The 19,376-nt window shown below is 70.3% G+C and carries 15 protein-coding genes; 6 read left to right on the top strand and 9 right to left on the bottom strand.

The genetic code is table 11. The annotated features are described in order from the left end of the window. Window position 1: 1 nt before the first annotated feature. The 6 genes from ACGFMK_RS12825 to ACGFMK_RS12800 form a co-directional block, all read right to left on the bottom strand. Window positions 2-694, bottom strand: coding sequence for a hypothetical protein (locus ACGFMK_RS12825; RefSeq protein WP_392761402.1), 693 nt, complete (start codon window positions 692-694; stop codon window positions 2-4). A 190-nt stretch (window positions 695-884) separates the two neighbouring features. Then, the gene (locus ACGFMK_RS12820) at window positions 885-1,883 is read right to left on the bottom strand and encodes an ABC transporter substrate-binding protein (protein ID WP_392761400.1); all 999 of its coding nucleotides are present in this window, start codon (window positions 1,881-1,883) and stop codon (window positions 885-887) included. Window positions 1,884-1,929: 46 nt separating this feature from the next. Next, window positions 1,930-2,979 (bottom strand): ABC transporter permease, encoded by a 1,050-nt coding sequence (locus tag ACGFMK_RS12815; RefSeq protein ID WP_392761398.1) that lies wholly within the window; start codon window positions 2,977-2,979, stop codon window positions 1,930-1,932. Next, window positions 2,976-3,740: an ATP-binding cassette domain-containing protein gene (locus ACGFMK_RS12810; RefSeq protein WP_392761395.1), complete on the bottom strand. Its 765-nt coding sequence runs from the start codon at window positions 3,738-3,740 to the stop codon at window positions 2,976-2,978. The genes ACGFMK_RS12815 and ACGFMK_RS12810 overlap by 4 nt, the downstream gene beginning before the upstream one ends. Then, complete coding sequence (locus ACGFMK_RS12805; RefSeq protein ID WP_392761394.1) at window positions 3,737-4,774, bottom strand: class I mannose-6-phosphate isomerase; 1,038 nt, start codon at window positions 4,772-4,774, stop codon at window positions 3,737-3,739. The genes ACGFMK_RS12810 and ACGFMK_RS12805 overlap by 4 nt, the downstream gene beginning before the upstream one ends. Then, a complete protein-coding gene (locus ACGFMK_RS12800; RefSeq protein ID WP_392761509.1) occupies window positions 4,771-5,754 on the bottom strand; it encodes a LacI family DNA-binding transcriptional regulator in 984 nt (327 codons plus the stop codon). Before ACGFMK_RS12800 ends, ACGFMK_RS12805 begins: the two co-directional genes overlap by 4 nt. A 311-nt stretch (window positions 5,755-6,065) precedes the next feature. Here ACGFMK_RS12800 and ACGFMK_RS12795 point away from each other — a divergent pair, with 311 nt between their 5' ends. The 3 genes from ACGFMK_RS12795 (at window position 6,066) to ACGFMK_RS12785 (ending at window position 12,351) form a co-directional block, all read left to right on the top strand. After that, window positions 6,066-9,290 (top strand): GH92 family glycosyl hydrolase, encoded by a 3,225-nt coding sequence (locus ACGFMK_RS12795; protein ID WP_392761506.1) that lies wholly within the window; start codon window positions 6,066-6,068, stop codon window positions 9,288-9,290. A 92-nt stretch (window positions 9,291-9,382) separates the two neighbouring features. Beyond that, a complete protein-coding gene (locus ACGFMK_RS12790; RefSeq protein ID WP_392761391.1) occupies window positions 9,383-11,770 on the top strand; it encodes a GH92 family glycosyl hydrolase in 2,388 nt (795 codons plus the stop codon). Window positions 11,771-11,985: 215 nt separating this feature from the next. Then, window positions 11,986-12,351, top strand: coding sequence for a DUF3817 domain-containing protein (locus ACGFMK_RS12785; RefSeq protein ID WP_323337431.1), 366 nt, complete (start codon window positions 11,986-11,988; stop codon window positions 12,349-12,351). Window positions 12,352-12,412: 61 nt separating this feature from the next. Here ACGFMK_RS12785 and ACGFMK_RS12780 read toward each other — a convergent pair whose 3' ends face one another. Continuing rightward, a complete protein-coding gene (locus ACGFMK_RS12780) occupies window positions 12,413-12,913 on the bottom strand; it encodes a MarR family transcriptional regulator (RefSeq protein ID WP_323337433.1) in 501 nt (166 codons plus the stop codon). Window positions 12,914-12,991: 78 nt separating this feature from the next. Between ACGFMK_RS12780 and ACGFMK_RS12775 the strand changes: the two genes are divergently transcribed. After that, window positions 12,992-13,294, top strand: coding sequence for a thiamine-binding protein (locus ACGFMK_RS12775; protein ID WP_323337435.1), 303 nt, complete (start codon window positions 12,992-12,994; stop codon window positions 13,292-13,294). A gap of 9 nt (window positions 13,295-13,303) precedes the next feature. On the opposite strand, the gene ACGFMK_RS12770 is transcribed toward ACGFMK_RS12775, so the two are convergent. After that, on the bottom strand, window positions 13,304-13,711 hold the full coding sequence (locus ACGFMK_RS12770) for a hypothetical protein (RefSeq protein WP_392761388.1): 408 nt from the start codon (window positions 13,709-13,711) through the stop codon (window positions 13,304-13,306). A gap of 91 nt (window positions 13,712-13,802) precedes the next feature. On the opposite strand from ACGFMK_RS12770, the gene ACGFMK_RS12765 reads away from it, so the two are divergent. Beyond that, entirely contained in the window at window positions 13,803-14,789 is a 987-nt protein-coding gene (locus tag ACGFMK_RS12765) for a tetratricopeptide repeat protein (RefSeq protein WP_392761386.1), read from the top strand. Window positions 14,790-15,283: 494 nt separating this feature from the next. Here ACGFMK_RS12765 and ACGFMK_RS12760 read toward each other — a convergent pair whose 3' ends face one another. After that, entirely contained in the window at window positions 15,284-16,708 is a 1,425-nt protein-coding gene (locus ACGFMK_RS12760) for a neutral zinc metallopeptidase (RefSeq protein WP_392761503.1), read from the bottom strand. Window positions 16,709-16,841: 133 nt separating this feature from the next. On the opposite strand from ACGFMK_RS12760, the gene glgP reads away from it, so the two are divergent. After that, the gene (gene glgP / locus ACGFMK_RS12755) at window positions 16,842-19,370 is read left to right on the top strand and encodes an alpha-glucan family phosphorylase (RefSeq protein ID WP_392761383.1); all 2,529 of its coding nucleotides are present in this window, start codon (window positions 16,842-16,844) and stop codon (window positions 19,368-19,370) included. Window positions 19,371-19,376 lie beyond the last annotated feature (6 nt).

Here is a 19,376-nt window from a genome sequence, read left to right as displayed (position 1 = left end):
GCTAGAGGGCCTCGTCCTGGTCGGCGAGCACCTTGGCGTGCCGCCGGAAGCGGCGCCACGTGCTGTATTCGCCGCTCGCGGGGGCCGGCACCTCGGCCAGGCGGCTCGGGAAGGGCCGGTCCGGCAGCGAGATCCAGCCCGTCGTGCGGGTCTCCTTCACCTCCACCCGCACCGGCCGGAACGTCGTCGGGTCGAGGTCGTCGCTGTGCCGGACGACCTCGTCGTAGAACCACGCCGACGTGATCAGCGCGAGCACGCCTCGCGACGTCCTGAGCGCCTTCTTCAGCGGAGGCGCCTCCAGCAGCCGGAACGAGTGGTTGATCGCCGGCGCGGTGACGCCGTTGTCGTCGTAGGCGACTTCGCCCGCGTGCAGGGCCATCCGGAGCCGGATCCGCGCCTCGGCGTGGTGGGTCCGGTTGTGGCGGTGCAGCGCCACGGCGAGCGCGTTCGGCAGGAACTCGACGAACGGTCCCTTGGGGATCTCCGGCGGGGCCAGGACGAAGACGCCGTCGCCGCAGTCGTCGGTCCGGCAGCCCGCCCACGGGACACCGGCGTCGTCGAAGGCCCGGCGCAGTGCCCGGTAGAGGCCGTCGCGCAGCGCCAGACGGTGGGGCGTGGTCCGGCGCGGGTCGCCGTACCCCTCCACGTCCACCGCGAAGATCGTCCGGTGCACCGCCGGCCGTTCGTACCTCATCGCACCCCTCCCGGCGACTCATGCATGTGCCGATGCATGTGCAGCCACTGTGACGCAAGGCGACCGTCCGGGGGAATGGGTGATGCGGTGAACGGTTCCCCCGCCACGGTGACCGGCAGACGAGGGAAAGCCCAGTTCAGAGGCCCTGTGAGAGGTGCGCACACCTCTCACGGGGCCTCTGACGGACAGGTCAGCAGCTCTGCTTGTAGAAGTACTGGGAGTTGGCTGCCATGTCGTCCTTGGTGATCGAGTGCAGCTGCGCGGTCAGGTTCCGCGTCACCGGCTTGCCCTCGAGCGCCGCGACGGCCTGGTCGACGCCCTGGGTGCCGATCGACGCCGGGTCCTGGGCGATCAGGGCCTGGTACTGGCCGCTCTTGAGGCCCTCGACCTCGGACGGGCTGGCGTCGAAGCCGATCAGGTTGACCGCGCCGACCTTGCCGGAGTTGCGGAGGCCGGTCGCCGCGCCTTCGCCGGTGTTGAGGTTGGTCGCGAAGACGCCGATGAGGTCCGGGTTGGCGGCCAGCGCGGCCGTCACCTTGGACGCGGCCTGGTCCGGCTCGTTCTGGGTGAACTGGACGCCGACGGACTTCAGGTTCGGCGTGTTCTTCAGCTCGTCTTCGAAGCCCTTGACGCGGGCGGCCGTCGTCGACGTCCCGGCGATCGTGTCGAGGACCAGCACCGAGCCGGCCTTGCCGTTGGCCAGCTTGGCCATGGTCTGGGCGGCGAGCTTGCCACCCGCGGCGTTGTCGGAGGAGACGGACGACTCCGCGACGCTCGTGTCCTTGAGCGAGGTGTCGACCTCGACGATCTTCGTGCCGCGCGCCTTGACCTGCTGGATCGGCGCGAGCATCGCCGTGTCGTCGGTCGGGGCGATGAGCAGCGCGGCCGGCGGGTTCGCGCCGAGCGCGTTGACGAGCTGGGTCTGCAGGGGCGCGTCGAACTTCTGGGGCGCCTGCGTGGTCAGCTCGTAGCCGAGCTTCTTGGCCTCGGCCTGCGCGCCGCACTGCAGCGAGATGTAGAACGGCTCGGCCTGCACACCCGGGATCAGCGCGAGCTTCTTGGCGTTGGCCGAGTTGGCCTGGCTGCTGCCGCCGCCGGTGTCGCCCACCGTGCCGGAACCGCACGCGGTGAGCAGCGCGGCGGCGGACGCCAGCGCCCCGGCCGCGACGAGCGTCTTGGTCAAGTTCATCGGAAGCACCTCTTTGTACTCGGGGGAACTCGGGAGTCTCGGGTGGTCAGCGGGAGTTGCGCTGGCGACGGCGCCGCTGGTCGAACCAGACGGCCGCGATCAGCACCGCGCCGACCGCGATCATCTGCCAGAAGTCCGGGACGCCGGTGATGTTGAAGCCCTTCTTCAGCACCGCCGGGATGAACACGCCGATCACGGTGCCGAGCACCGAGCCGACACCGCCGAAGAGGCTCGTCCCGCCCATCACCGTGGCCGCGATGGCGTTGAGGTTGTCGCTGGTGTGCCCGGTGATGGTCGTCGAGTTGTAGTAGGCCAGCGACAGGAATCCGGCGAGCCCGGCCAGGACGCCGGTCAGCGTGTACACCTTCATCAGGTGGGCGGTGACGCCGATGCCCGCCCGGCGTGCGCCTTCGGCGTTGGAACCGATGGCGAAGGTGTAGCGGCCGAACTTCGTGGTGTGCAGCAGCCACGCGCCGATCAGCGTGATCACCACGGCGATCAGCACCAGGTTCGGGACGACGCCGAACGACGTGCCGTACCCGAGCTGCTTGTTGAGCACGACCGGGACCGTGCGGACGTCGCTGCCGTTGTTGAGCAGCAGTGACGCGCCGAGGGCCGCGCCCATCGTGCCGAGGGTGACGATCAGCGGCGGGATGCCCGCGACCGCGATGAGGAAGCCGTTGACCAGGCCCCACACCGTCCCGGCCAGGATCGCGACGACCAGCCCGACGATGATCACGCCCCAGCCCGCGCCGGCGGCGTCACCGCCGGACATCGCCTCCATCGTCTTGCCGCTGACCATGCCGGCGAAGATGAGCACCGAGCCCACCGACAGGTCGATGCCGGACGTGATGATCACGAACGTCATGCCGACCGAGAGCACCAGCAGCACGGCCGTCTCGATGAGCAGCAGCTGGAAGTTGTACACCGTCGGGAACGCGTCCGGCGCGAGCACGCTGAACACGATGATCAGCGCCACCAGCACCAGCGCGATCCAGAAGGTGTTGGCGCCGACCAGCCGCTTCCCCAAGGGACGCTTGCCGAAGCCTTCCTCCACAGTGGACTGGATTTCGGTCTTGGTCCCCGGCGCGCTCACGCGGCCTCCTCCTGCACGAGAGCGCCGGTCATCGCGGCGACGAGGTCTTCCAGCTTCGTGTCGGGGCCGGCGAACCGGGCCACGCGCTTGCCGAGCCGGAGCACCTCGACGCGGTCGGCGACCGACAGCACCTCGGGCATGTTGTGGCTGATCAGCACGACGGCGATGCCCTTGTCGCGCACCTTCTTGATGACGTCCAGCACGCGCTCGCGCTGCACGACGCCCAGTGCCGCCGTCGGCTCGTCCATGAACACGACCTTGGACGCCCAGACGACCGAGCGCGCCACCGCGACGCTTTGGCGCTGCCCGCCGGACAGCGAGCCGATCGGGACGTCGGTGCTCTGCAGCGTGACGCCGAGCCGCTGGAACTCCTCGATCGCCCGGCGGCGCATCTCGGCCTTGTCCAGCATGCCGAGCTTGCCGAGGACACCCTTCCGGTGGATTTCGCGGCCCAGGAACAGGTTCGCGGCCGGATCCAGCTCGGGGGCGACGGCCAGGTCCTGGTAGACGGTCTCGATGCCCAGGCGCCGGGCCGTGGTGGGGGAGTCGAAGTGCGCTTCGGCGCCGTCCAGGAGGATCTTCCCCGACGTCGGCTGCTCCGCGCCGGAGAGGCACTTGACCAGGGTGGACTTGCCGGCGCCGTTGTCGCCGATCAGCGCCGTCACCTCACCCGCGCGGGCCTGGAACGACGCGCCGCGCAGTGCCTCGACCGACCCGTAGTGCTTCGTCAGGTCGATCGCGTCCAGCAGGATTTCGCTCATCCGGTCCGCCCTTCGAGGGCCGGCGGGCGGCAGCGGATCACCGTCGCGGTGCCGGACAGTTCGGTCTGGCCCGCGTCGAACGGGACGACGAACGTGTCGCCCTTGGCCAGCGCGTGTTCGCCGCCGTGCTCGGTGCGCAGGGTGCCTTCGCCGTCGAGGACGACCAGCACCGCGAACGACGGGTCGAGTGACAACGTTGTCACGTTGCTCGTCCGAAGCTGCTCCGCTTGGAAGAACCGCTCCGAGCCGGCAGCCAGCAGGTCGACGGTGTCGGCGGTGTCGCCCGCGGTCCGCTTGATGATGGTCTCGAGGCGTTCGGCGTCCCAGCCGGACGTGTCCAGCGCCTCGATCGCGGTGTCGAAACCGAGCCCGAGGTGGCCCTTCTCCGGCGACGCGAGGAAGTCACGCCACTCGATGGTCAGCGAGAAGTCCGTCGGCTGCTGGAGCTCGACGACGAACACGCCCTCGCCGATCGCGTGCGGCAGGCCGGAGGGGATGTAGACGGTGTCGCCCGCGCTCACCGGGATGCTGTTCAACGCTCCCAGCATCGACGGCACGTCCTGCTCCCGCGTCCAATCGGACACGGTCTGCTTGGTGAGCGTTTCCTTGAAGCCGGGGTAGACGCGCGGGTCGTCGCCGTAGGTGCCGACCACGATCCACGCCTCGGTCTTGCCGAAGTGCGAGTCGAAGTGCTGCTTCGCGAACGCGTCGTCCGGGTGGAAGTGCACCGGCAGCCGCTGGCCCGCGTCGAGGAGCTTGACCAGCAGGCCGGTCGACGTCCCGAGCGCCTCGACGTGCTTGGCGCCGAGCCACGCCGACGCGTCGGCCTCGACGGCGTCGCGCAGCCAGGCGCCGTTCGGGAGCCGGGTCAGGCCGTTGGTCTCCTGGCCGAACATGGTGCTGACCGACGCGACCCAGTCCTCCGGGCCGAACTTCTTGTCGGACGAGGCGCCGCGCAGCGCCGCGATGGCGTCGCCCCCGCGGTAGAACTGTGGCGGCTGGTTGGCCGGAAGCCGGATCGGTTCGAGGGTCACGGGGCGACCTCACCGGAACCACGGGCGACGAGATGCACGGGCAGGACTACCTTTCTCGGCGGGGACTGATCTCCTTGGACACGGGCGAAGAGCAGCTCGGCCGCGGCGTGGCCCAGTGCGCTGACGTCGTGGGCGATCACGGTGACGGGCGGGTCCAGCAGGTCCGCCAGCTCGAAGTCGTCGAAGCCGACCATCGCCGGGCGGTAGTCGGCGTGGGCCAGCGCGCGCAGCAGGTGCACGGCGACCCGGTTGTTGCCCGCGATCACGGCGGTCGCGGCGTCCGGCCCGTGGAGCAGGCGCTTCACGGCGTCGCCGATGAACTCCTGCGTCGGGGTGTGCATGGAGACCAGCGACTCGTCGTAGGAGATCCCGTTGCGCACGCAGCCTTCGCGGAACCCGCGCAGGCGCTCGGCCGCGGTGAAGATGTCCGGGCTGTCGCCGAGGAAGGCGATCCGCCGGTGGCCGTGCTTGGCCAGGTGGGTGACGGCTTCGATGGTGCCGCCGAGGTTGTCGACGAGCACGGTGTCGGCGACGATGTCGCCCGCCGGCCGGTCGATGAACACCACGGGCGTGCCCGCGCGCATCTCCGGCACCAGGTAGCCGTGCTGCAGGCCGGCCGGGACGACGAGGATGCCGTCCACCCGTCGCGCGCAGAACTCCAGCACGAGCTCGCGCTCGCGGTCGGAGTTCTCCTCGGACGAGCCGGTGAGCACCTGCCGGCCGAACGACGTCGCGATGCGTTCCACCGCGCGGTTCAGCTCGGAGTAGAAGGGGTTGCCGACGTCCTCGACGATCAGCCCGATGGTCCCGGTGGTCGACCCGCGGCGCAGGTTGCGCGCGCCGAGGTTGCGCCGGAACCCCAGCTGCTCGATGGCCGCCATGACCCGCTCGGCGGTGTCCGGGTGCACCGCCGGTTCGTCGTTGACCACGCGCGAGACGGTCTTGATCGACACGCCCGCCAGCCTGGCCACGTCGCTCATCGTGGCCCGGCGGCTCGCGGTGCGCGTGCTGCCGTCCCGGTCCCGGCCGGGTGGAGACAACGTTGTCATAGTGCACGGGATTGAACGCCACGCTCCCGGTGCTTGTCAACGCCTTGGGTGCGGATTGTGCCGATTCGGCTACCGAAGTTGTAGGTCAGACGGCTGATCAGCTTGTCCGGAAGTGGACAGGTGTTGACAGCTCTCTTGACTGTCTCGTGAGCCGCTGCCCAAGGTGGCCCGGTTCGACCGAGCGCGCGACAAGGTTGTCATTCACCGTCCTGGTCGCGCCGATGAGGTGAGAGGCGATGGCGATGGCGCGAGCGCGCTGGAGAGCCGGTTTAACCTTCCTGAGCTTGGCGGTTGTCGCCGCGGTGGCACCCGCGATGCCTGCCGCGGCGGCTCAGGCGACCGATTTCGCGAAGTGGGTCAACCCCTTCGTCGGCACCCGCCCCGGCGGCGCCGACCACGGCACCGGGGGCGGTGCCGGCAACACGTTCCCGGGTGCGGTGGCGCCGTTCGGCATGGTGCAGTGGAGCCCCGACACGGTGAAGTCCCAGCCCGGCGGGTACTTCTACGACGACAACGCGCTGACCGGGTTCAGCCTGACGCACCTGTCCGGCGCGGGCTGTTCGACCTATCAGGACATTCCGTTCATTCCGTACGTGGGTGAGGTCTCGTCGTCCCCGGCGACCGACCCCGGGCACTACACGTCGAAGTTCTCGCACGCCAACGAGCACGCGACGGCCGGCGCCTACGACGTCACCCTCGACAGCGGCGCGAAGGTCGAGCTCAGCGCGACCCAGCGCACCGGCTCCGCCCGGCTGACCTACCCGGCGGGCGCGTCCTCGACGCTGCTGGTCAACACGTCCGGTTCGGTCAACGGCACCGACGACGCGTCGATCACCATCGGCAAGGACACCATCAGCGGCTGGGCGACCAGCGGCCGCTTCTGCGGCGCGCAGAACAGCTACCGCGTCTACTTCTCGGCCAAGTTCGACACGCCGTTCGAGTCGATCGGCACCTGGAAGAACGGCGCAGTGACGCCCGGCAAGTCCGCCGAAACCGGTGGCGCCAAGGCGAAGGTCGCGCAGCCCAACGGCGTCAACGCCTCGATCGCGCGCCCGGCCAAGGCCAAGCAGCAGGACACCACCGTGTCCGGCCCGGGCAGCGGCGGGTACGTCACCTTCGCGAACCTCAACGGCGCGCAGGTGAACGTCCAGGTCGGACTGTCCTTTGTGTCCGTCGACGGCGCGAAAGCCAACCTCAAGGCGGAAAACACGAAGAAGTCGTTCGACACCGTGGCCGCGGCCGCGCGGAAGGCGTGGAACGACCAGCTCGGCAAGATCGCCGTCACCGGCGGCTCCGACGCCGACCTGACGACGTTCTACACCGCGCTGTACCACTCGCTGATCCAGCCGAACGTCTTCTCCGACGTCGACGGCCAGTACCCGGGCTTCGACGGGCGGATCCACCAGGCCGACAAGGGCCACGCGATGTACACCAACTTCTCCGGCTGGGACATCTACCGCTCGGAAGCCCCGCTCCTGGCGACGATCGACCCGAAGGAGACCTCGGACATCGTCCGGTCGATGATGGCCTACGCCGAGCAGGGCGGGTCGTGGGACCGCTGGACGGTGGCCAACGACTACACCGGCGTGATGAACGGCGACCCCTACCACATCATCGTGTCCAGCGCGTACGCGTTCGGCGCGCGTGACTTCGACGCCCAGAAGGCGTTGCTGCTCATGATCAAGGGCGCCACCCAGCCGACGCAGGGCTACACCGAGCGGCCGGGGCTCGAGGACTACCAGAAGCTCGGTTACGTGCCGGGCGCCGGCGCGGACACGCTCGAGTACACCAGCGCCGACTTCTCCATCGCCGAGTTCGCGAAGCGGCTCGGGGACGGCGCGACGTACACGACGTTCATGAAGCGCGCGCAGAACTGGCAGAACCTCTACAACCCGGGTACCGGTCACCTGCAGCCGCGCAACGCGGACGGCTCGTTCGCCGGCACCTACGACCCCGCCAGCTCGCAGGGCTGGGTCGAGGGCAACGGCGCGCAGTACGAGTGGATGGTGCCCTACGACCTCGGCGGCGTCGTGACGGCGTTCGGCGGGAACACCGCGACCCAGTCCCGGTTGGACACCTTCTTCACCCAGCTGAACGCGGGCACGCAGGAGCCCTACGCCTTCATGGGCAACGAGCCGAACTCCAACGCGCCGTACGTGTATTCGTACGCGGGCGCCCCGGCCAAGACCCAGTCGATCGTGCACCGCTCGATGGACGAGCTGTACAACCCCCGTCCCGAAGGCCTGATCGGCAACGACGACCTCGGCCAGATGTCGGCCTGGTACGTCTGGTCCGCGCTCGGCCTCTACCCGGAAATCCCGGGCCGCGCCGAGACGCTGCTCGTCACCCCGCGCTTCGAGCACGCCGTGCTCACCACCGGTGCGGGCAAGAAGATCACCGTCAACGCGCCGGGCACCGGTGACTACGTGGGCAGCCTGAAGGTCAACGGTGGCGCGGCGTCGAAGGCGTGGCTCCCGGAGTCGCTCATCACCAGCGGCGGCACGCTCGACTACACCCGCTCCGCCACGGCCACTTCGTGGGGCAGCGCCGCGGCCGACGCGCCGCCGTCGTTCCGCGAGCAGGAGAAGCCGAGCCTGTCCTTTGTGGACCCGGCGCGCGCGGTGACCCCCGCGGGGTCGACGTCGCAGGCTTCGGTGGGCGTCCAGGACCTCTCCGGCACGGCCCGGACCTGGACCTACACCGCGGGCAGCGTCGACGGGATCACGCTGACCCCGGCGTCGGGCAGCATCGCCGTGCCGGCGGGCGGCAAGGCGCACGCCGACGTGACGGTGACCGTCCCGGCCGGCCTGGCCGACGGCGCCTGCCGCATCCCGGTGACGTTCTCGGCGCCGGGCGTGGCTTCGACGCAGGCGGTGCTCACGGTGCTGGTCGCGCAGCCGAACAGCTGGCTGGCCACCGTGAACAACGCGGGCATCTCGCCGGACTCCGATTCGTCGTCGGCCAACTTCGACGGCGGCGGCTGGAGCTACTCGGCCGACGCGCTGGCCGCGGCCGGCGCCACCCCGGGCGGCACGGTGACCAGTGACGGCATCAAGTTCACCTGGCCGTCGTTCCCGAAGGGCGACCCCGACAACGTCATCGCCAACGGCCAGACGGTGAACGTCACCGGCACGGGCACCCGGCTCGCGCTGCTCGGCGCCGGTTCGAACGGCAACGCGCAGGGCACGCTGACCATCACCTACACCGATGGCAGCAAGTCGACGGCGACGATCGGGACGTCCGACTGGACGCTCGGGGGCGGCGGCGCCCAGCCGTCGTTCGGCAACCGGATCGTGCTGTCCACGCCGTACCGCAACGCCGCGGGCAGTGACCCGCAGCAGATCCGCACGATGGTGTTCGGCACCGCGCCGATCACCCTCGACGCCGGCAAGACGGTGGCCAGCGTGACGCTGCCGTCGAACGTCAGCGGCGGCGTGCTGCACGTCTTCGCCATCGGCATCGGCTAGCGGTTTGATCGGTCCGTGAAGGCCACCTTGAGGGACTCAGAGTCCCTCAAGGTGGCCTTCACGGCTTTTCGTCGTTTCAGGGAGGAAGCTCGATGAGGAGCAAGGTCCTGGCGAGCGCGTTGACGCTCGCCGTGGTGGCGACGGGGGTGAGTCCTGCCGTCGCGGAAGCGGCCGGCGGGGACGCCCTCGACGCCGTCAACACGTTCATCGGCACGCAGGACGAGGGCAACACGTTCCCCGGCGCGTCGGCGCCGTTCGGGATGACGCAGGTCAGCCCCATCACCTCGCACTACGCCGGTTACCGCTACACCGACACCGCGATCCGCGGGTTCGGCCACTTCTTCCTGTCCGGCGCGGGTTGCTGGGAGCAGGGTGGCCTCGTCTCGACACTGCCGACGACCGGTGAGATCGGGCCCGGCAAGGCGTTCGACACGACCCAGGCGTCCACTTTCGACCAGAAGCTGTACGCGGCGCCGTTCACCCACGACGGCGAGGTCGGCAAGCCCGGCTACTACAAGGTCCACCTGACCGGTTACGGCGGCGTCGACGTCGAGACGACGGCGGCGACCCGGGCGGGTGCCGAGCGGTACACGTTCACGAAACCCGGTGACCACAACGTCTTCGTCAACGTCGGGCAGGCCAACGACAAGGAACCGGTGACGGGCAGCAGCATCCGCGTCGTCGACGACCGGACCGTCGAAGGAACAGTGGAGTCGCAGGCGTTCTGCGGCGGCAAGGCCTACACGACGTACTTCACGACGAAGTTCGACAAGCCGTTCAAGGCGTCCGGCACCTGGTCGCCGACCGGCGGCACGCCCGGCAGCAAGGAGTCGAGCGGCGGCGCGGGCCTGCGTGGCGCGTGGCTGACGTTCGGCGGCGCGGGCCAGGTCACCGCGACCACCGCGATCTCCCAGGTGGACGCGCAGGGCGCGCGGGTCAACCTGGCCGCCGAGCACATCCGGTCGTTCGACGCGGCGAAGGCCGACGCCCAGCGCACCTGGCGGCGTGAACTGTCCAGTGTGGACATCAAGGGCGGCACGACCGACGACCGGACCGTGTTCTACACCTCGCTGTACCACGCGTTGCTGCAGCCGCTGACCGCGAACGACGCGGACGGCCGGTACTACGGCTTCGACAAGCAGGTGCACCGCGCGATCGGCTGGACGTACTACGACTTCTTCTCGCTGTGGGACACCTACCGCACGCAGAACCAGCTCCTGGCGCTGCTGCGGCCGGACCGCGCGAAGGACATCGCGAAGAGCATCCTCGCCATCCACGACCAGGGCGGCTGGCTGCCGCGGTGGGCGTACGCGAGCCAGGAGACGAACACGATGACCGGTGACCCGGTCACGCCGTTCCTGGTGGACCTTTGGCGGTTCGGCGCGTTGTCGGGCAACGAAATGCGCGCCTACCAGGCGTTGCTGCAGAATTCGACGCAGATCCCGCCCGCGTCCTCGCCATTCCAGGGCCGCTCGGGCAACGCGAGCTACCAGCAGGACGGGTTCGTCCAGTACGACCCGGACTTCCCGAAGAAGGGGCAGGACACCGACCCGAACCACGGCGCGTCGGCCACCCTGGAGTACGCGCTCGGTGACTGCTCGCTGTCGATCATGGCGGCGTCGCTCGGCAAGAAGGCCGACGCGGCGGCGCTGGCCGAGAAGGGCCGGACCTACCGGACGCTCTGGGACGAGTCGCAGACCGACCGCGGCTTCACCGGCTTCTTCCGGCCGAAGGTCGCGGGCGGCGCCTGGTTCACGCCCGCCACCGGGCCGTACACGCCGGAGGGCGAGGACGGCTTCCACGAGGGCACGGCGTGGCAGTACCAGTGGCTGGTCCAGCAGGACGTGCCCGGCCTCGTGCGGCGGATGGGCGGCCCGGCGGCGACCGGTCAGCGCCTGGACGACTTCTTCTCCTACGACCACCTGGTGCAGGACCCGGCCAAGACCGTCCGCGAGGACTGGGTGGTCGGGCCCTACAGCTACTACAACGCCTTCCGCTACAACCCGAACAACGAGCCCGACCTGCACTCGCCGTGGATGTACGCGCTCACCGGGCAGCCGGCGAAGACGTCCGGGGTCGTGCGGGCGGCGCACACGCTGTTCACCAACGCGCCCAACGGCGTCACCGGGAACGACGACCTCGGCACGATGTCGGCCTGGTACGTCTTCAGCGCGCTCGGGCTCTACCCGGCCGTCCCGGGGACTGGGAACTTCGTGCTCAACGCGCCGCGGTTCTCCCGCTCGGTGCTGCACCTGGAGAACGGCCGCGACGTCACGATCAAGGCGCCCGGCGCGGACGGCTCGAAGCTCCAGTACGTCTCGGGGCTCGAGGTCGGCTCGAAGCCGAGTGACAAGGTGTACGTCGGCTTCGAACAGCTGAAGCGTGGCACCACGCTCGACTTCGGCATCACGGAGGACGCCGCGAAGACGACGTGGGCGACGTGGGCGTCGTCGGCACCGACTTCACCCTGCGGAAAGTAGACAACCGACGCTCACGGCCGTGGTTCAGACCACAGTGGACCACGGTCGTGAGCATCGTCACGGGCCCCGGTGTTCCCGTGAGGGCCATCACGCCTCACACTGGTATCAGCACGTCCGACAGCGCCGTTGACGTCCACAGGCAGTCCGCCTTGGACGGTGTGTCGGGCGTTTTCTCATGTCACGACCAAAGTGGTGAGACCCCACAGGAGGAAGAAGTGTCCAGCAAGGCCGCTCTAGTGTTCCGCGTGGCCGCAGTTGCCGAAGCCCTTTCCTGGGCCGCGCTGCTTGTCGGGATGTTCCTCAAGTACGTCGTGCACTCCTCCGGTGAGGGCGGCGTGCCCGTCATCGGCATGGTGCACGGCGTGATCTTCGTCCTCTACGTGGTCGTCTCCCTGTCCGTGGCGAAGCCGCTCGGCTGGCGTCCGAAGACGCTGGTCCTGGCGCTGCTCGCGAGCATCCCGCCGCTGTTCACCTGGCTGTTCGAGAAGTGGGCGCTGCGCAACGGCAAGCTCGACGGCCCGCAGCGGCTGTCCCACGGTGGTGTCGGCCTGTTCCAGGTGCAGGAACCCGTCGCCGCCTGATCCCGGTATGTGAGAAAGGCCCGCACTTCGGTGCGGGCCTTTCTGCTGTCGGGCGCGGTTGCTATTCGGTGAAGTCGCCGGTGGCGCGGCGCACCTTCGTCAGCAGGTCGGTCAGCTGCTCGGTCTGCCGTTCGGTCAGCCCGCTCAGCCCGAAGTCGATCTCGGTGACCGCCACGGTCGCGGTCTCGCGGCGCTTGCGGCCCTCGTCGGTGATCTCGACGAGCGTCGTGCGGCGGTCGGTCGGGTGCGGGACCCGCTTCACGAGCCCGTCGCGCTCCAGCCGGTCGACTATGTTGGTGACACTGGTGGGGTGCAGCTGGAGCCGCTCGCCCATCACCCGCATCGGCAGGCTGGCGCTGCGGGCGAAGGTGAGCAGCACCAGTGCTTCGTACCGGGCGAAGGTCAGGCCGTGCGGCTTGAGCGCGCCGTCCACCGCGGACTGGATGATCTGCTGGACCCGCATCACGCCGGTGACCGCGGCCATGGTGCCGGAGGGCCCGATCCGGGCCTCCCAGAGCTGTGCCGCGCGGGCGATCGGGTCGAACGGCAGCGGACGGTTCATGACACGCGAAGTTACCAGCGGGTACCGGCGAGTGTCGCACGACCGGCGGAAAGAGCAACGAAGAAGGGACTTCCGAGCATGATCGTCGCGTTCAGTGTCAGCCCGTCCGGCGGGGAGCCCGACGGCGGAGTCAGCGAGGCCGTCGCCCGCGCGGTGAAGGTGGTCCGCGAGTCCGGGCTGCCCAACTCGACCAACGCCATGTTCACCAACGTGGAGGGCGAGTGGGACGAGGTGATGGACGTCGTCAAGCGCGCGGTCGAAGCGGCGGGGGAGGGCTCGGCGCGCGTCGGGCTCGTCCTCAAGGCCGACATCCGGCCCGGCTTCGCCGACCAGCTCGAGGCCAAGGTGGACCGGATCGAAGCCCACCTGCGCGAGTCCTGAGGCGACCGGCTAGGGCAGCGGCGGGGTGAAGGCCACGGTCCAGCGGCCTTCTTCGGTCGTCACCGTCAGCGGGTAGCTGAACGGCCGGCCGTCGGCGAGGACGCCGTCGACCGTCGCGCGGGTCGGGTCCCGGTCGTCCGGGGCCAGCCGGACCGTGACGGCGTGGACGCCGTTGCCGGCCAGCACCGCGACGTAGTCCTTGGCGAAGTCGTCCGCGCCGGAACCGGGGTAGTCGAGCAGGCCGGCCAGCGCGTCGGCGTCGTGCTCGGCGAGCGCCGTGGTGAGCTGCTCGCGCAGCTCGGCGGGGGAGGCCGCGCCCGGGTCCGGTTCGTGCACGATCAGCAGCGTCACCGCGCCGATCCAGGCGACGGCGGCGGCGACGGACAGTCCCACTTTGATGTCACGCCGGATGTGCACCCGCCGAGCGTGCCGCAGGTGGGCGTTCCTGCCAAGCGGACGGGCCGGGCCACCCGGTGAAACGCTCCGGCGCGCGTGCCAGGATGGAAGCGTGACACAACCACGCGGATCTGCAGCGAAGTCAGCGGCCCTGTCCGCCGCCCTGTCCGGCGCGGTCGACCTGTCCGCGCTCAAGGCCCGCGCCGAAACGGCGCGCCCGCAGCCGGCCACGCCCGCCGGCCCGGCCGGCCCCGGCGGCGAGGGCCCGCCGCCGCGCGCCCCGTCCTCGTCCGAGGCCGTGATCGATGTCACCGAGGCCACCTTCCAGACCGAGGTCGTGGAGCGGTCGCTGCACCAGCTGGTGATCGTCGACCTGTGGGCCGAGTGGTGCGGCCCGTGCAAGCAGCTGTCCCCGGTGCTGGAGCGGATGGCGGGCGAGTCCGGTGGCGCCTGGGTCGTCGCGAAGGTCGACGTCGACGCCAACCCGAGGATCGCGCAGCTGTTCGGCGCGCAGTCGATCCCGACGATCGTCGCCATCGGCGGCGGCCAGCCGGTCGACGCGTTCTCCGGCGCGCTGCCCGAGCCCGAGATCCGCAAGTGGATCAACGCCCTGCTCGACGCCCTGCGCGACAAGCTCCCGGCGATCCGCGAGGCGGAGGCGGGTGGCGCCGGCCCGGTGGAGGAGCCCGAGGACCCGCGCTTCACCGAGGCGGAGGAGGCCTTCGAGCGGGGCGACTTCGCCGCCGCGCAGACTGCTTACGAGCGCATCCTGGACGTCGAACCGGCCAACGAGCTGGCGAAGAACGCCCTGGCCCAGGTCAAGTTCACCGCCCGCGCGGAGGCCGCGGACCCGTCGGCGCGCACGAAGGCCGACGCCGATCCGTCGGACCTGGACGCCCAGCTCGCGGCGGCCGACCTGGACATCGCGGAGAACGACGTCGAGGCGGGCTTCAAGCGCCTGATCGATGTGGTCCGCCGCACGGCTGGTGATGACCGCAACAAGGCGCGGGAGCACCTGGTGGCGTTGTTCGATCTTTTTGACCCGGCTGACGATCGGGTCATGAAGGCGCGGCGGGATCTGGCTTCCGCCCTGTTCTGAGCTGGTGTCGTGAGGGCACCTTCATGGACTTAAGAGCCATGGGGGTGCCCTCATGGCATTCGGGCACCACGCGAAAAGCCCCCACCTCGGTGGGGGATTTTTTCGTTGATGGCAGGCGCGAGTGGACCGTTCGTGCCGCGGTGAGCACGAGTGGACCGTTGGTGTCATGGGGGCGCGAGGGGACCGTTCGTGCGGAGGAGCGAGTGGGCCGTTGGTGCCGCGCGGGGCGCGCCCGGCCCGTTGGTGCCGCGTGGGGCACGAGTGGACCGTTCGTGCCGCGGTGAGCACGAGTGGACCGTTCGTGCGGGCCGCGCGGTTGGACCGTTCGTGCTGCTACGGGCACGAGTGGACCGTTGGTGCCGGCGAGCGAGGGCGCGAGTGGACCGTTCGCGCCGTGGCGCGCGCGAGTGGACCGTTCGCACCGAAACCGACCGACCAAGCCCCCGGACACAAAAGGCCCCCACCTCGCGAGTGGGGGCCTTCAGCGATGAAGCTCAGCCGTACTGCTTCGAGCAGACTGACGACCCCTCGAGATACCCACGACGCAGCGACTCCACCCGGTCGAAACCGCTGTCCGGGCGCTTGCCGTTGACGTCTGCGGACACCAGGCTCTCCGGCTGCAGCAGGTCCGCGATCGCCTCGTCCAGGTCACCCGCCGACAGCCGCAGGTCACCAGGCCGGTTCGTGAACGCCGCCCACGCGCCCACCAGGCACGACGTCCGCAACCCCGCGTTCGGGTTGTCGATCGACGCCCCCACGCCCTTCTGGATGCCCAGCGCGTACCGCGACGCCACCTCCGCGAAGGCCGCGAAGTCGCCCATGCCGCCCGGGTCCTCGCCCTTCATCTCGGCGTCGCGGTCGATCGGCTGGGCCAGCTCGGACAGCTTGGCGAGGTCGATGCTCACCGTGTTGTCGCCCGGGCAGTAGGACGCCGGGGCCGTGGTGTTGCAACTGCCGCCGTCGTTGATCTCCGGGGCGGCCACGCCCGCGCCCTTGAACGCCTCGTCCAGGCTCTTCTTCAGCAGCTCGACGGCCTGGGCGTTGAACTTCGCGTCACCCTTGCCGGTGTCGCCCTTGTCGAACGGGCGCTCGGTGAGCCGGGCCTTGACGTTCTCCGTGTTCATCGCCGCGCACTCCTTCGGGCCCTTCTCGAACCCGGCCTGGAACGCGAACGTGCGGTCGAACGCCGTGCCGTGCGCGCCGCGGTCGGCGGCGCTGGTGCCCGCCTGGTCGCGGATCAGGAACATCGACGCCATCACCTGGTTGAGGCCTTCGGACGTCGACACCTGGTAGTACTTGCTCTTGTCCTCGGCGACCCAGCGGAAGTAACCGCCGGCGAAGCAGTCGGCCTGCTGCTCCTTCACGACGGTCGGGGTGCTTTTGGTGATCCCGGCCTTGTCGCCGAGCCGGTACTGGACGGCGTGGCCGAACTCGTGCGCGAGCACGACGACGACCGACATCGGGCCGAACCGCTTGCGCAGCATCGGCAGCAGCACCCCGCGGTCCCACGCCACCGAGTCGTCGGTCGGGCAGTAGAACGCGTTCACGAGCTTCTTCACGCTGCCGCAGCCGGTCTGCTCGGTGTCGGTCTGCGCGTCGTAGGACAGCAGCGACTTCACCGGCTCGAACCGCACGCCGAAGTCCGACTGCAGCATCTGGCCCCAGTACGTCTGGACGTCGTCGATCGCGGCGGTGGCGAGCTTGTCGTCCTCGCCGCCGTCGGCGTTGCGGACGTCGAGGCCCGGGGTCGGCGCGTCCGGCTTGAGCCCGCTCTCGAAGTGCGTCACCGGCAGCCCGGCGACCGAGCCGGCGCCGGTGTCCGCGACCGGCCCGGAGCCACCGCTCTTGCCACTGCACCCGCTCACGGCGACCGCCGCGACGGCGAGCAGGGCGACCAGCCCGCGTCCCCCTCGGATCATCTTCACGTGCTCCACTCCCGACCTGCGCGTACCCGACGGCCAGGACCATACCCAGGGCTTACGGGGCGTGTGCGCGTAATCCCCGAAGTACTCCCCGCGCAGCGCGGGCGGCGGCCCGATATCGTCGCTGTCCATGCGTGCAGTCCGCCGGTTCACCGTCCGCGCCAGCCTGCCGGAGTCGCTGTCGGGACTCGGTGCGCTCGCCACCAACCTGCGCTGGACGTGGCATCCGCCGACGCGCGACCTCTTCGCGTCGATGGACGCCGAGCTGTTCAACGCCGTCCGCGACCCGCTGCGGATGCTCACCGCGCTGCCGCCGGCCCGGCTCGACGAGCTCGCGGTCGACGCCGACTTCCTCGAACGCGCCCGCGTCGCCGCCGCCGACCTGGAGAACTACCTGTCGGAGCCGCGCTGGTACCAGCAGCGTGACGACGCCGACCTGCCGCCCGCGGTCGCCTACTTCTCGATGGAGTTCGGTGTCACCGAAGCCCTGCCGAACTACTCCGGCGGCCTCGGCGTGCTCGCCGGCGACCACCTCAAGGCCGCGTCCGACCTGGGCGTGCCGATGGTCGGCGTCGGGCTGCTCTACCGCAACGGCTACTTCCGGCAGTCGCTGTCGCTCGACGGCTGGCAGGTCGAGCACTACCCGGTGATCGACCCGAACGCCTTCCCGCTGGAGCTGCTGACCGTCGGCGGGCGGCCGGTGCTGATCGGCGTCGCGATGCCGGGCGGGCGCGAGCTGTGCGCGCAGATCTGGCAGGCCCGCGTCGGGCGGGTGCCGCTGCTGCTGCTCGACACCGACACCGAGGCCAACGACGAAGACCTGCGCGGCGTCACCGACCGGCTCTACGGCGGCGACGCCGACCACCGGCTGCGGCAGGAGATCCTCGCCGGGATCGGCGGTTTCCGCGCCGTCCGCAAGTACTGCGAGATCACCGGCCACCCGCAGCCGATGGTGTTCCACACCAACGAGGGCCACGCCGGGTTCCTCGGGCTGGAGCGGGCCCGCGAGATCGTGCAGGCCGACGGCCTCGCGTTCGACGAGGCCATGCCGGCGGTCCGCGCCGGGACGCTGTTCACCACGCACACCCCGGTCAGCGCGGGCATCGACCGGTTCCCGGTGGACCTGGTGCAGCGCTACTTCAGCGACGGTCGCCTGGTGCCCGACATCGACCCGCGGCGCGTGCTCGCGCTCGGTGCCGAGGACAACCCCGGCCTGTTCAACATGGCGCACATGGGCCTGCGGCTGGCGCAGCGCGCGAACGGCGTCTCCCAGCTGCACGGACGCGTCACGCGCAAGATGTTCTCCCGGCTGTGGCCCGGGTTCGACCACGACGAGGTGCCGATCTCCTCGGTGACCAACGGCGTCCACGGCCCGACGTGGGTGGCGCGCGAGCTGAGCACGCTGCTCGGCCGCGAGTGGGGCCTCGACACCGGCGAAGGGCCGCTGCGCGACGGCGTTTCGGACGCCCAGCTGTGGGCGCTGCGGCGCGAGCTGCGCGAGAAGCTGGTGTTCGAGGTGCGGCGCCGGGTGCGCGCGGCGTGGCTGCAGCGCGGCGCGTCCCCGCTGGAGCTGGGCTGGGTGGACTCGGTGTTCGACCCGGACGTGCTGACCGTCGGGTTCGCCCGCCGCGTCCCGACGTACAAGCGGCTCACGCTGATGCTGCGCGACCCGGACCGGCTGCGCACGCTCCTGCTCGACGAACGGCGGCCGATCCAGGTCGTCGTCGCCGGGAAGTCGCACCCGGCCGACGAGAACGGCAAGCAGCTGATCCAGCAGATCGTCCGGTTCGTCGACGGCGCGGACGTGCGGCACCGGATCGTCTTCCTGCCGGACTACGACATGTCGATGGCCCGGTACCTCTACCGCGGTTGCGACGTCTGGCTGAACAACCCGGTGCGGCCGCTGGAGGCGTGCGGGACGTCGGGGATGAAGTCGGCGCTCAACGGCGGCCTCAACCTGTCGATCCGCGACGGCTGGTGGGACGAGTGCTACGACGGCAGCAACGGCTGGGCCATCCCGACCGCCGACGGCGTCGCCGACCCGCTGCGCCGCGACGACCTCGAGGCCGCGGCCCTCTACGACCTGCTCGGCCAGCAGATCGCGCCGCTGTTCTACGACGGCGACGCGGGCGGCGTCCCGGCCGGCTGGCTGTCGATGGTGTGGCACACGCTGGAGACGCTCGGCCCCCGGGTCCAGGCGTCACGGATGGTCCGCGAGTACGTCGACAACGGCTACCTGCCCGCGTCCCGGACGGTTGCGGCGGCCACCGGTGACGGCTACCGCGGCGCGCTGTCGCTGGCGGACTACCGCACGAAGCTCGAGGTGTCGTGGCCGCGGGTGCGGATCTTCGACTCGGAGCTGCAGATCGAGGCGGCCGAGCCGCTGGTGGTCGGCACCGAGGTGACGATCCGCGCGCGCATCGACCTGGCCGGCCTCGATCCGTCCGAAGTGGACATCCAGGCGGTGGTCGGCCGGGTGGGCGACGACGACGAGCTGCGCGACCCGGTCACGGTCCCGATGACCGGCGACGGCATCGGCGCGTTCGCGGCCCGGCTGAAGCTGCCGCAACCGGGGGCGATCGGGTACACGGTGCGTGTGCTGCCGAAGCACGGCCTGCTGGCGACCCCGGCCGAACTGGCTCGGGTCGTCCTCGCCTGACGAAAG

It is taken from the genome of Amycolatopsis sp. NPDC049252 (assembly GCF_043197175.1).
GTDB lineage: Bacteria > Actinomycetota > Actinomycetes > Mycobacteriales > Pseudonocardiaceae > Amycolatopsis.
The sequence above is the reverse complement of the archived record's forward strand: the minus strand, read 5'-3'. Positions and strand labels throughout refer to the sequence as shown.

Excerpts from the sequence above, each read along its gene's own strand:
- ACGFMK_RS12825 (WP_392761402.1), bottom strand. The coding sequence starts at position 694 with ATGAGGTACGAACGGCCGGCGGTGCACCGGACGATCTTCGCGGTGGAC.
- ACGFMK_RS12820 (WP_392761400.1), bottom strand. The coding sequence starts at position 1,883 with ATGAACTTGACCAAGACGCTCGTCGCGGCCGGGGCGCTGGCGTCCGCC.
- ACGFMK_RS12810 (WP_392761395.1), bottom strand. The coding sequence starts at position 3,740 with ATGAGCGAAATCCTGCTGGACGCGATCGACCTGACGAAGCACTACGGG.
- ACGFMK_RS12800 (WP_392761509.1), bottom strand. The coding sequence starts at position 5,754 with ATGAGCGACGTGGCCAGGCTGGCGGGCGTGTCGATCAAGACCGTCTCG.
- ACGFMK_RS12795 (WP_392761506.1), top strand. The coding sequence starts at position 6,066 with ATGGCGCGAGCGCGCTGGAGAGCCGGTTTAACCTTCCTGAGCTTGGCG.
- ACGFMK_RS12790 (WP_392761391.1), top strand. The coding sequence starts at position 9,383 with ATGAGGAGCAAGGTCCTGGCGAGCGCGTTGACGCTCGCCGTGGTGGCG.
- ACGFMK_RS12780 (WP_323337433.1), bottom strand. The coding sequence starts at position 12,913 with ATGAACCGTCCGCTGCCGTTCGACCCGATCGCCCGCGCGGCACAGCTC.
- ACGFMK_RS12775 (WP_323337435.1), top strand. The coding sequence starts at position 12,992 with ATGATCGTCGCGTTCAGTGTCAGCCCGTCCGGCGGGGAGCCCGACGGC.
- ACGFMK_RS12760 (WP_392761503.1), bottom strand. The coding sequence starts at position 16,708 with ATGATCCGAGGGGGACGCGGGCTGGTCGCCCTGCTCGCCGTCGCGGCG.
- glgP (WP_392761383.1), top strand. The coding sequence starts at position 16,842 with ATGCGTGCAGTCCGCCGGTTCACCGTCCGCGCCAGCCTGCCGGAGTCG.